Below are 12,463 nucleotides of genomic sequence, written 5' to 3'. Positions count from 1 at the left end.
CTCAAATCTCTTCCACAATCGATGTCCCAGAATCTCTCTCCAGCCCATTCCACTGCCATTTCTCGTGCATACGAAGTTTTCCATCTGGTAAAAATTCTGGTGTCGAATGGCACGTCCCGCTTCGAATCTTTTTATGGACGCTTACATGATTATAGCGAAAATCGATTGACCCGTCCTTATGAACAACGCCAATCAGTGTGCCACGCTCAATCTCGCCTCCCTCGTATGTCCCCGAAATAACATCGCCATCTTGAAAATAATGAAAAACCGTTTTTTCAGATACCTCGCCATTTCCCGAGTTTTCGACCACTGTGAACTTTTTACCCTGATAATTAACGATCAGAATCCCTCCTAGTTTTCGAACTAATCACACAACTATTATAGCACAAAATGACAAAAATGCCCTAGCCAAGTGATGCATGACTAGAGCCTCATTTTTTACTCGCCTAAATTCTTAACCCACGTATCCATTGCGCGGCGTGGCTTCGCGTCAGGTACCTCGTTGAACCGCGTCATCTGCAGACAACCAACGATCTGCTGACCATCCAGCCCTAGCTCCGTCACAACCTCCGAATCAAAAATAAAGTTATTCGTCCGCCACAGCACGCCAAGACCAGCTTCCCATGCCAAAAGTTGGACGTTCTGAATAAACGCACTCGTCGCAGCAATCGCCTCAAAATCCTTCTTGCCACTCCCGATAATATCTGTCGTCACAATCAGCGTGTAAGGCGGCGCCACAATCTTGCGCTCATTCCCAGCTCGAATCTGCTCACGTCGCTCATGCGTCAACGGCTCGCCCTGCATCCGCTCCATCGAGTTCACAATCGCCTCCACAAAACGGCGCTTCTCCGCTTCCGTCGACAAAACCGCCACATGCCACGGCTCTATTTTACTATGAAACGGTGCAAAAGCCGATTTCTCCAAAATGCCGTCAATAACCGCGCGCTCGATTGGCGCCTCGTCCACCTGCTTGATACTGCGTCGTTCCATTATAATTTCTGATATATCTTTAGCCATCGATAGTCCTCCTAGTGATAATCATTCTCACTAAGTATAGCACGCCAAACCTTCATTGACCATTATCTAACTTCCTGGAATCTCCAACGTTAGGTCATTTTTCGATTTATGCGCCACGATGTAATCAATATACTGCGTCATAAACTCACTGTCCGCCTTCTGCCACAACGCATAACCCGGCGTCTTCTCCACACCATTCAAATAGCGCTTATCCCCTGTGAAATACGCAAAATTGACCTGTTCCATCGTTTTTGCCATTTCTTCCACATCATCTGGATCATATTTTCCAGTTAAAAATAAATCGCTGAGCGCCTTCGTATAGCTAAATTGGCCAAAATAAGCCTTCGAGTATTGCTGAAAACCGAGCAAATTCGGATCCTTCGAGTTTATCTTCCGCGCATATTTTTCCACATCCACACGCTGCGTTTTATAAGACAAACCCTTATTCGGCGCGTAGTTAACGACACCATACTGCTGCGGATACATCGCCATCGAGCTCGTCGCAACATCATAAATCGTGCGGTCATGCGACGTTTCCGACCTAATATCTTGAATATGCACATGCCCACTCAAGTTCAGCGGAATATCATTCTTCGCGAAAAGCGACACCGCCTCCTTATTCTGCACAATCGTGAACCCTTTCGTCAAAAGCTCACTATGATCGAGCAAATTGTGATGCGTCACCGTAACCAACTCCGCACCATGCTTCTTCGCCAAATCAATACATTTCTGAATCCAAGCAAACGTCTCCGTGCTGATATACCCGTTCGTCTCCGGCGCACCATACCGCTTATTATTCTCATAATCCGCCGTATCCACCATCAAAAGCCAAACATCACTAGACGGCGTCGCTAGATAACTAAGCGTTGAATCATCCCGCATCACCGCCTCATCATAGCCCGAATGATGATAAATCGAAGCAAATTCTTTCGGTGTGATATCCTCCGCTTTTATCTGCTTATCCCCTTCAAATTTCCGAGCATAAGGGTTCAAAACATCATGGTTGCCAGGGATAACATAGGTTTGGACACCCGCCTTCTCGATATCCTCCAATTTCTCCGCCATTTCCTCGTGGCTGACCTTTTCACCATTATTCGTAATATCTCCACTGAGCACGAGAACATCCGGTTTCTGCGCCTTCACATCGTCCACAAAAGCATCCGTAATTTCGGTAATATAATTCTGCTGCTTGCCGTCCCCCGTCGCGAGGTAGGTTTTAAACGCTTTTTTACCATCAGTGAGGGTGTTCGAGAGATAGTGGATATCCGTAGCTTGGTAGATAGTGAGCGGTTGGTTTGCTGGGATTTTTGGAGATATAGTAGGTTCAGAAGTTTGTTCGATTGGTTGCGCGCATCCAGTTAACGCGAGACTCAGTAACGCAATATATGCAAGGGCAGTTTTTTTCATTTCGCGGAGCTCCTTTGTTTATATATTCACATGATTTAGTATAACATGGATTTTGGAGTTTTGGGGTGGATAAATTGTGACAAAGATTATACTATTTCGTTTGTAACCACATGTCCTCTATTTATTTTCCCGCTTAAAGTAAATAAAATTCATCAGCATTACGCCCAGTACGATGACAATGGCTAGCACGCTAAATGCCGAATGATCTTGTATAAAAGTGAATACAGATATAACCAATAGCACCAAACAAAGCACCGTTGCAAGAATTAAAAACCATTTAGAACCTTTTATAGTCTTCTTCAAAAACATCACCTCGTGAATTAATTGCATCTTGCATTCAATTATAAAACAAAAACAACAAGAAACACAAATTGAATGATGATAAATAATGAATTTCAACTTATACCTCCATATATCTTTATGGTATAATATCTCTGCAGACAACTAAAATCAGGAAAGGATGAGTAAGAAGTGGCAAAGAAAATACAACTTCCTAGCGGTCGATTATCCGAACACGCGACTGCGATTGGAAAAAACACGGATGCTTTGGCGTTGAAATTGAGGCCGAATGTATCCTATTCTACAGGAACTGCACAAGAATTAGTCTATGATTGCATGGAAATGATACAATTTTTGCAAATGTTTCCTACAGCCTTTTCAAAAGATGTTCAAAATCTACGCAATGTAGAAAAAGCGTTTGTTGCATCCGAAAAAGAAATTGCTAAGTTATTACAAAGCGGCGTAGATTTTTCTTGGAAAAAATGATGAAGGGGAGGCACTCAGGAAGATGGACAAAGAGAAAGCTTTACTTGAGAAACAGTTAGAACAAGCACTACAAAAACGTCGGAATTTAGAAGATGTACAGATTGGATTAATTGAGCTCAATCGCGAGAAGGCGAAAATCTTAATGAATTTTAGCGACGCTTGGCAAGGAAATCAGGCCTACACAGCAATCGGGAAACTACAAGATGAAATGGAAGCAGAGTGGCGGGAAACACGTAAAAATGCGAATGCACTAGAAGATCAATTGGTAGAAGAACAACGACAAATTCGCAACCAACTAGAACGATTAGAGGAGAATAACACCAATGGCGCGTATTGATATTGCAGAAATACATAATTTTGTGACCGTATTCATTGCAGAATCCAAGCGTGTACAAATGGAATTAGACCATAAAAAGACTGCGATTGGGCATTTTTTATCCGATTCAGACATTCAAGGAAACATTGGTGACCAAGCAAAAGCTTATTACCGAGATGTTTATTATCCACTTCTAGACGGAACGAAAACAAGTTTAATAGATGCCGAAGAACGCCTGAAAAAGTATATATCTGATTTCCACGCGCAAGTAGATCCATCTTCAAATGCAAAACTCGATTTAGCCCGCATGTACGAATTACAAGCAGACATGCGAAAATATGAAAACAAGATAGAAAATTTAAAAGCAAATGTCAATTCCACAGCAAATAGTATAGCTTCCATTGGGAAAAATATTGGTTTACAATTAGGAATGGAGACAGCCCTCGGAAATTTCCGAAGACAAGAACAAATAGTAGAGAACTACGAACAATTTGAAGCCACACATCGAAATGTCCTCCGTGACGTTTTAGAAAAACTCCACCAAGTCAAACAAAGCTTAGCACAAATAGAAAGTGGCGTTGCTTTTGACGCTTCTTCCCATACGTTCCATTCTAAAAAAATAAAACTAGGCGCCCTAGAACCTAAAAAAGCGAAGAAATCGTTTAACTTTGATAAATACGACAAGACGTTACAAGGAAGCTATTGGGTACTGACGAAGAACGGAAAAACAGATGCAGATTGTGCAGAAGCGACGATTGCATATAACGAAAGTTTGGCGGATGGCTCTGTCAAACCTGTGAAAGATGAGCAAGAAGATATCGATGCTAAAGTAATGGAAGCAGCAATAGATGGGATTTACTATTATACAGATGAGCCTATTAGCAAAGCACAAAGTTTTTCAATTATAAGCGGTATTATTGCAGGGGCAGTTGTAATGAAGAACAGAGGTATTAAAGTCCCAAAAACTGACTTCAATGAGATACAAAGTAATTTACTTATCAAAAACGGGGCACATAATTCATCAAAAAATGTCCCTTATCAAACTGTAAGGCATGCAAATATCGGGGATTTCAATACTAATAATCGGATAATAAATGGTGGGCATGGACAAGATAACATATCTTATCTAAAGGAAAATAATATAGAATTCAATGTTTTAAAAGAATACCCTAATGGTGTACGCATTGGAAATATTCCAAGCCATAAAAACAAATTTAAAAGAACTGGTGAGGGGCAGGCCTGGTTTCCAGATAATTGGTCTGAAAAGCAGATTTTCGAAGCAGGCGATTATATAGCTAAGTTACCAAGTAACGCTAACCTTCCCGATGGTATATGGACATTTTCAGAATATAAAGGAGTTCGCGTTGGAATTATTAAAACTGATGGCAAGGTCGGCACAATAATCCCTGATAACTCTAGACAACCATAAAATCAAAAAGGACTGATTGAAATGATAGACAACCAGCTAGTTACCGATATAGTAAACCGAAGAAAAAGCCTTCACCCCGATGATCCTAGCGTTCAAGAAGAATGGGAGAAGCTTACGAACATATTTATACAGAACGAAAATGAGACTTTAGATTACTTTCAAAACTGCAGTCCTGAGATACTAGATTGGTTGAGTGAGGTATTTGAAGATATCTCAGCAGTCTTGCAGAGTGAACAGTTTATTACCTGTATTGAGGGCTTGGCATTGAAATACCCTTATTTAGATTTAGAGTTGGATATTTCTTATGCGAAACAATCAATGCATTTATAGCTAGTTCTATTTCTTTGAACCTCTATACTATAAGGAAAAATTATTAAAAACGTATTAAGTTATCTAGCCACAAAATAAGTATCTAAAAAAAGCAGTGTAAGCAATGAATCTAGATTCATTGCTTACACCACAATTGTTTTTTTAGAAAAAATATTAAAGTGCCTTCAGTTATATACCAAACATATCCATATTATATCAGGTGATTGACACGTCTGCAAGGTCAAGCGCTGCATTCCATCCTACTTCTTAACTATATTTTCATGCTACCCCTCAATTAACATTATTTCCTAAATATTTAGCAATAGGTAAAAACATTTCAAATGCTAATTTTACTGGCACTGCGTTTCCAATTTGTTTATATTGCAAATTTAGTCTATGATTCTTAGATACTTTAATATTGTTACCCTCTGAAAACTTAAACCAGTCTGGAAATGTTTGAATTCTTGATACTTCTTTCACAGATAGCCTTCTATTCTCCGCACCCATAAGATTCCAAATATCTTTATCTATCTTCTTCATTGGTTCACCATCTGGATGAAGAGGTGCTTGCCTTCCAGATGCTTGTATAGTAAAACTTAGCTCGTCCCATCTTTTTTTCCTATTTCTCGATAGATACATTGAAGAGAAACCTCCCTCAAAATAATCTCCAGGACTATCTTTTAGATCATAAATTGCATCCTGCAAAGTAACATAAGGACTTTGTCCATTTAAGAGACCATTTGTTGGTTCTGGTAGATTATATTCAAATTTTTGTGATAGTTTACTTCTATGAACACCAACCATAAATACACGCTCTCGTAGCTGAGGAACTCCGTAATCCTTTGAATTCACTAAAAAAGCCTTTATTTCATAGCCGGCAGAGGAAAAATCTTCAATTACCTGTTTAAATACCTCACCTTTTGCCAAAGTCATTAACCCTTTAACATTCTCTGCCACAAAAAATTCTGGTTGACTTTGCAAAAGTGCACGTATGAAATGTATATATAAAAAATTACGTTCATCATCAATTAACCTAGGGCCTGCTGCTGAAAATCCCGGGCAGGGAAACCCCCCAATCATTAATTCACACTTAGGAAAGTTCGGTATTTTCCTAATGTCCATCTCATGCTTGAACACATTTTTTGAGAAATTAGATACATAAGTTTCATTGGCTTCTTTGAACATGTCATTCGAATATACTATATTAAATATACTTGTTTTTCGTTCCTTTTTGTACTCTTTGTAATCATTTAATAATTCCATAGGATTTGTATTCAAATTACGATTATTTGCATATATCCCTGCTAACTCCATTCCCAAATCTAGACCACCTGCACCCGAAAAAAGACTGACTACGTTTATTTTCTTGGTGTCATACTTTAAGTGGCTGTAATCAATATTAGGTACATTTAGGTCCTTAATCTTACAGTTTTCCTCAGCAATTTTAGAGAGTAAGGTTTCCTTTATCTCGACTTTCGTCAATTTCGAAGATGATACAAACTTGTTCTTTTTGGTTTCTTCTTTCAATTATTTCTCTCCTAACCTGCTTTTAATACTTAAATCATAACATATATACTATCTATTGGCCAGTATTATATTTCATGAGATAATGAAAACATTATAGTATAGAAAAGGGATGATATTGAGATGACAGCTACAACAAATGTTTTAGTCGCTTTAAAAAACATACTAGATAGAAATTCTTGTAGATTAACTCCTCTATTTAGAAGTAATGGTTCAGCAAATACAGCAGGAGATTCTTTAGAGTACTTTATAAAGGATATGTTTTGTACTGGTGGTATACTTCACAGCATAGAAGAAGATAAAAATAAAATTTATGATAAATATCTTAGTTGGAAAGGAAATAGTACTAATTTTCCCGACTTCATAGTAAGGGGCGGGGTTGGGGTTGAACCAAAAAAAATGAATGGAAAAGGCAATGCCTCTCTCTCACTTAATAGTTCATTTCCAAAAGCCTATATATATCCTGACACACAAAATATTCCTCCTCAAAATCTGATTGATGAGGAAACATTATGGAATAAAAAAAATATAGTTTACGCTGTAGGTAATCTGGATAAAGAAAGCGATAAATTAATTAGACTTTGGTTTGCATATGGAAATACTTTCATCGCAGATGAACGTATTTACAACGGCTTAAAAAGTAAAATCAAAGAAACAATTGAAAACTTAACAAGTTCAGAATTTGTCCCTTCCAAAGAGTTTGGAAGAATAAAAAGAGTTGATCCATTAGGGAATACCAATTTGAGACTCCGAGGTATGTGGGAATTAGCCCATCCAGAAGCAATTTTCCAACAATTTTTAACACTTACAGATATACCTGATGGAGCAACAAAGGTAAACTTAATAATTCCAGAAGATGATTTCCTTCAGCTCGATGATAAGCCAGATCTATCTCAATATATAAATGATGGGAAACTTATTGTACACAAAGAACTCATTCCCAACCCTAATAATAACTTAGAAAATATATCAGTATACCTATATGAGACTTATACCGATTAAACTTGTGTTACCAGAAACCTAAATTAAACTATGCAAGTACCGAATACTAGGTTCATTACTTACATAGTTTTCTTTTGACACCATATATAATTGATGAAAGTCACTCACCTAAAAAACTATATCCTAAAACCGTTTTCCTTGCAAAAGTACCTTATACCATTTTCCCATTTGAACCAATTTCATAATTCAAAAGCGTTGCAGCCCAATGATTTTCAATGTCCAAAAATGGACTACCTCCCCATAATTCAGATGACATTGCTGCAATATCAATAAGGGATTAGATAAAATGACTAAAATTGGCCATTTACCTCCCCATTGATATGATGCGGTTTCCACTCGTTTTCAAGAGAAATAAGATAAAAATCAGGCTGTTTAAGCTATTCTTCGACTTATGAAATTGATTCATTTATATTAAAAAATTCCATAAAAAATTAAAAGTAACTTCTCATCAATTTCTATCCCATGATGCAAATAAAGATGTTTTCTTTTCATAAAAAACTCCACTAGCATTTCCTTAAATTTCATAATATATTCATATTAGCGGAACTAGCTATAACTTGTAAAATAATCTCAGACACAAAAATAAACCCAACAACCTCGCCGAAACGAAATTGTTGGGTTTATACGGGTTCAAGACCCTTCGAACGCTGCTTTCTTTTTGCATCTAGTGCACGGACTCTGTGGCCCTTTGATATCTCAATACTACACCATTATTTTGGTTATGTCAATTACTTTTATAAACTTTCTTCCAATTTACTTATCCGTTCTGAAAGCATCCTTATCTCCGTTTCTTTTTCTCGAATAATCGCTTCTTTTTCTTCTAGGTTGGCTCTCCATTTATTATAAGTGAATCCACCAATATACTCCATGACAACGGTATCTATTCTTTCAAGTATTTCATTATTTGAAACTCGTCCACCGAATTTTTTCAGTACTCGATTTTTGGAGATACATCTTAGTTGCTCAAGTAAAATAGTAGAATCCTTGCTCTGATTTCCTAAATCGATCATATTCCGATCAAGCTTAATGTGATATTTATTGTTATCTCTGAATTTTCTTGAATTAGAAGTTAGTGGAGCCACAATTAGCAAGCCACCCTGTTCCTTCAACACAATAGCAGGATGATCATATGTCATTTCATTCCCATAATTCCCGAAAAAATCAACATAAACAATACTACCCTTAGAATAATTCCGATACTTTCTTCTTACAGCTGTCTCTTTATCTTTCACATAACGCTCAAATCCTAGCAACCACCTAATGCTACTTTCCAATCGTTTCGTTCTAAAATTGTGAGTTAGCTTCTCCTTCGCATCGTAAAAATCGAGAAATAGCTGCGGTTCATCGATAATGTGCTTATTGTCCGCACCCTTACCTCCTAAATTAGGATCAAATCGGGTCATCGCCAAGTATTTTTCTCTATCTCGCATCTCAACCACTCCTCATTTGCTGTATTGCTATTATACCACATAAGCAGTGCTAAAGGAATCATTAATTTACATATATTACAAAATATACGAATCAGGGGTTACTATGCTATGATAAGGGGTGAAAAAGGAGGAATCCCAATGCAAAAAGATATCCATGTGGTTGGCGCTATCATCCAAAAGAACGGTAAAATTCTCTGCGTCCAACGTGCAGATTCCGCTGTCAACGGCGCCGATTGGGAGTTTCCAGGAGGCAAAATCGAACCTGGTGAAACACCGGGACAAGCACTCATACGCGAAGTTCAAGAAGAAATCGGCTGTGAGATCACGCTAACCGAGGCTTTCGATCACACCGTTTACGCCTACGAATTCGCCAACGTCCATCTCACTTGTTTTCTTTGTGAACTCGTTGCTGGCGAACCGATTTTGAACGTCCATCAAGCAATGAAATGGCTCGATACCAGCGAAATGGTCGGCTTGAAATGGTCACCAGCCAATCTTCCCGCTGTTGAAAAATTGCAGAAAAAAGATGCCTAATCGCGCTGACTAGGCATCTTTTTCTAACTTATCTCCGTGCTTTGCTGACTTTCAATTTCTTCCCTTTTACCGTCACGGTCTGCATCGCCTTCACAACTTGCGCACCCTTGCCGTTCAGAATTTCCACAAACGACACGTTATCCTCAATCGTAATAATCCCGATATCATCCGCGCTAATCCCGTCCAGCCTCGCAATCGTGCCCACGAAATCCACCGCGCGCAGTTTCTTCTTCTTACCACCATTAAAATAAATCTTCATAATATCTTTACTCAGCGCCGCGCTCTTGTCCTTCTTCACGACTGGCGCTTCTTCCATTTTCTCATCAAAAGCTGGTTTTCGCGCCGCCACAATCGCCTCATTTGGCAAATCAACTTGTGGAATTTCAAAGCCGATATACTCCTCGATGTCACCGATGAAACGATTCTCAAACGGCGTCACAAAAGTAATCGCCTTCCCGCTTCGACCAGCGCGACCAGTCCGGCCAGTCCGATGCACATAACTCTCTTTTTCAAGCGGCACATCATAATTCACAACAAGCGAAATGTTCTCAATATCAATCCCGCGCGCTGCCACGTCTGTTGCCACTAAAAAGCGAAACATCCCGCGTTTAAAATCGTTCATCACGCCAAAACGATCTTCTTGCGTCAAACCACCGTGAATCTTTTCAGCAGGATAACCCATGCGCCGCAACTGATCATACGTATCGTCCACGCGCTCTTGCGTCCGACAAAAAATAATCGCACTCTCCGGATTCTGCACAATCAACGTATCACGTAACGCGACCATTTTGCGATCATCTTTCACCGTTACTTTTTCATGCGTAATATCCGCTGTCGTCAGGCCTGTTGCTGCGATTTCCACGTGTTGCGGCGCCTTCATGTATTTGTCGCTCAACATCGCGATATCTGCCGGTAAAGTCGCCGAAAAAAGCATCGTCACGCGATTTGTCGGCAACGCTTGAATAATCGCCTCCACTTGCTCAATAAAGCCCATGTTCAGCATCTCATCCGCCTCATCAATGACCAAATACCGTACCTTTTCCAAGCTCAGCGTACCTTTTTCAATATGATCTAGCGTCCGACCCGGCGTGCCCACGACCACATGGCTCTTCTGCTTCAACTCCAATTTCTGCTTTGCAAACGGAGACTTCCCGAAAATCGCCGTCGCCTTGATGCGTTTAAAACGGCCAATATTCGTAAAATCCGCCTGAACCTGCGCTGCCAATTCCCGCGTCGGCTCCAAGACCAGCGCCTGCGGTTTATTCTCGCCCCAATCCACGAGCTCACAAATCGGAATCGCAAACGAAGCTGTCTTTCCACTCCCAGTCTGCGCCTTCACGACCACATCTTTCTCCTCTAAAACAAGTGGCACAACCTCACGCTGCACCTCCGTCGCCTCCGTATAGCCCAATCCAGCCAGCGCCTTCTCAATATCCGAACCTATATTATCAAATTTCATAATTCAACCTCAATCTTTTTTCTTTTAGTATACCATGAAAAACTGGGACGTTCCGATAGAGCCGAAAAAATTGTTAGGGGCCGCAAGAAAAGTCCTCTTCTGACTTTTTTGGAGGGCTCGAAATTGAGTAGGAATAGACCGTTCATGCCATCTAACATAGTTTGATTGCGCTTTACAACATATCATGATAAAGTGATTTTAAAAAGCTAAAATATGCACCTAAAATTATAATCAAACTTTAGAAAGAAGGTACTCATTTGAAAGAAATATTTCAACTACTAAAAAAGGGAAACAAATCGGCACTCACAGCAGCAATCGTCAATGTGCTTGTCTCCATTATTAAAGGAACTACCTACATCTTCACGGGAAATGTCGCCATGTTCGCCGAAACACTTCATAGTCTTGGTGATGCGGCAAACCAATTTTTCGTGTTCGTTGGCTCGGCGCTCAGCAAAAAACGCCCAACGAAGCGCTTTCCGAATGGCTTTGGCCGTGTCGTGAATCTCGTGCTTCTCGGCGCTGTCCTGATCGTTGGTATCATGGCATTCGAAACAATCAAAGAAGGTCTCGCCCATATTTTCCATCCGACAGAATCGACTGGTTTCCTCATTAACCTGCTCGTTCTGGCCGTTTGTACCATTCTAGAGGGTTTTGTACTCGTGAAAGCCATGCGTGAAATTGCCCATGATGTCGGTCTAGAATCGCGTGGCCTCAAGTTGTTCAAAGATAGCCTCGCCAATTTTGGCAAAGCAAAAGCCGCAACCCGTCTCGTTTTTCTCGAAGATTCGGTCGCAACTGGTGGTGGACTTTTGGCCATGATTGCAATTATTATTTCCTATTATACGCCTTTCCATCAAGCAGAGGGAATCGCTTCTGTCCTCATTGGTATTCTCATGTTCCTCGTTGTCGGCAAAGTATTTCTTGATAATGCAGCCGGCGCGATTGGTGAGTCTGACGAGGTGATGCAAGTCCAAATTGGCCAGCTTATCATGACAGATCCCGACGTGCAGGATATCCAAGTTATCACGGTACTAAAAGAAGGCGACTTTTTCCATGTCGAAGTGGAGGTTGAACTCGATCCAGAAATGACGCTCGCTCAGGTGGATGACGTCAAAGATCGACTAGAAGAAAGCATCCTGACTGTGAAAGGTGTCGTTGATGTCCTCGTGACGTTCGATGAATACGATACTATCACTAATTGGGAATACGGCGATGGTCGCTAATTTTATAGTTAACATACGGTGAACAGTATTTTCGTTTCTGTTCACCGT

13 protein-coding genes are annotated in these 12,463 nt (G+C 40.0%); 7 read left to right on the top strand and 6 right to left on the bottom strand.

Features of this window, described 5'->3' with window-relative positions; translation table 11 throughout:
- Position 1: 1 nt before the first annotated feature.
- The 3 genes from HCJ66_RS03550 to HCJ66_RS03540 form a co-directional block, all read right to left on the bottom strand.
- A complete protein-coding gene (locus HCJ66_RS03550) occupies positions 2 to 340 on the bottom strand; it encodes an avidin-fold protein (protein WP_036094577.1) in 339 nt (112 codons plus the stop codon).
- Between the two features lie 98 nt (positions 341 to 438).
- A complete protein-coding gene (locus HCJ66_RS03545) occupies positions 439 to 1,017 on the bottom strand; it encodes a nitroreductase family protein (RefSeq protein ID WP_187131914.1) in 579 nt (192 codons plus the stop codon).
- 66 nt (positions 1,018 to 1,083) lie between these two features.
- Positions 1,084 to 2,424, bottom strand: coding sequence for a metallophosphoesterase (locus HCJ66_RS03540; protein ID WP_187131913.1), 1,341 nt, complete (start codon positions 2,422 to 2,424; stop codon positions 1,084 to 1,086).
- 471 nt (positions 2,425 to 2,895) lie between these two features.
- Here HCJ66_RS03540 and HCJ66_RS03535 point away from each other — a divergent pair, with 471 nt between their 5' ends.
- The 4 genes from HCJ66_RS03535 to HCJ66_RS03520 are packed head-to-tail and all read left to right on the top strand — an operon-like array spanning position 2,896 to position 5,264.
- Positions 2,896 to 3,189, top strand: coding sequence for a DUF3130 family protein (locus tag HCJ66_RS03535; protein ID WP_187131912.1), 294 nt, complete (start codon positions 2,896 to 2,898; stop codon positions 3,187 to 3,189).
- A gap of 22 nt (positions 3,190 to 3,211) precedes the next feature.
- A complete protein-coding gene (locus tag HCJ66_RS03530) occupies positions 3,212 to 3,526 on the top strand; it encodes a hypothetical protein (protein ID WP_187131911.1) in 315 nt (104 codons plus the stop codon).
- On the top strand, positions 3,513 to 4,934 hold the full coding sequence (locus HCJ66_RS03525) for a T7SS effector LXG polymorphic toxin (RefSeq protein ID WP_187131910.1): 1,422 nt from the start codon (positions 3,513 to 3,515) through the stop codon (positions 4,932 to 4,934). The genes HCJ66_RS03530 and HCJ66_RS03525 overlap by 14 nt, the downstream gene beginning before the upstream one ends.
- A 21-nt stretch (positions 4,935 to 4,955) precedes the next feature.
- Positions 4,956 to 5,264, top strand: coding sequence for a hypothetical protein (locus HCJ66_RS03520; protein ID WP_187131909.1), 309 nt, complete (start codon positions 4,956 to 4,958; stop codon positions 5,262 to 5,264).
- Between the two features lie 270 nt (positions 5,265 to 5,534).
- Here the strand turns inward: HCJ66_RS03520 and HCJ66_RS03515 are convergent, their stop codons facing one another.
- Positions 5,535 to 6,770: a DNA cytosine methyltransferase gene (locus HCJ66_RS03515; RefSeq protein ID WP_187131908.1), complete on the bottom strand. Its 1,236-nt coding sequence runs from the start codon at positions 6,768 to 6,770 to the stop codon at positions 5,535 to 5,537.
- A 120-nt stretch (positions 6,771 to 6,890) separates the two neighbouring features.
- Between HCJ66_RS03515 and HCJ66_RS03510 the strand changes: the two genes are divergently transcribed.
- Positions 6,891 to 7,769 carry an NgoPII family restriction endonuclease gene (locus tag HCJ66_RS03510; RefSeq protein WP_187131907.1) on the top strand — a complete coding sequence of 293 codons (879 nt, stop codon included), beginning with the start codon at positions 6,891 to 6,893 and terminating at the stop codon, positions 7,767 to 7,769.
- 734 nt (positions 7,770 to 8,503) lie between these two features.
- Here the strand turns inward: HCJ66_RS03510 and HCJ66_RS03505 are convergent.
- Positions 8,504 to 9,199, bottom strand: a complete 696-nt coding sequence (locus HCJ66_RS03505) for a type II toxin-antitoxin system PemK/MazF family toxin (RefSeq protein WP_187131906.1) — start codon at positions 9,197 to 9,199, stop codon at positions 8,504 to 8,506.
- 138 nt (positions 9,200 to 9,337) lie between these two features.
- Here HCJ66_RS03505 and HCJ66_RS03500 point away from each other — a divergent pair, with 138 nt between their 5' ends.
- Positions 9,338 to 9,733 carry a (deoxy)nucleoside triphosphate pyrophosphohydrolase gene (locus HCJ66_RS03500; protein WP_187131989.1) on the top strand — a complete coding sequence of 132 codons (396 nt, stop codon included), beginning with the start codon at positions 9,338 to 9,340 and terminating at the stop codon, positions 9,731 to 9,733.
- 28 nt (positions 9,734 to 9,761) lie between these two features.
- On the opposite strand, the gene HCJ66_RS03495 is transcribed toward HCJ66_RS03500, so the two are convergent.
- Positions 9,762 to 11,192 carry a DEAD/DEAH box helicase gene (locus HCJ66_RS03495; RefSeq protein WP_187131905.1) on the bottom strand — a complete coding sequence of 477 codons (1,431 nt, stop codon included), beginning with the start codon at positions 11,190 to 11,192 and terminating at the stop codon, positions 9,762 to 9,764.
- A gap of 257 nt (positions 11,193 to 11,449) precedes the next feature.
- On the opposite strand from HCJ66_RS03495, the gene HCJ66_RS03490 reads away from it, so the two are divergent.
- Entirely contained in the window at positions 11,450 to 12,415 is a 966-nt protein-coding gene (locus HCJ66_RS03490) for a cation diffusion facilitator family transporter (protein ID WP_187131904.1), read from the top strand.
- The last annotated feature ends 48 nt before the right edge of the window (positions 12,416 to 12,463 follow it).

It is taken from the genome of Paenilisteria portnoyi, assembly GCF_014322795.1.
GTDB classification, from domain to species: domain Bacteria; phylum Bacillota; class Bacilli; order Lactobacillales; family Listeriaceae; genus Listeria_A; species Listeria_A portnoyi.
The sequence above is the reverse complement of the archived record's forward strand: the minus strand, read 5'-3'. Positions and strand labels throughout refer to the sequence as shown.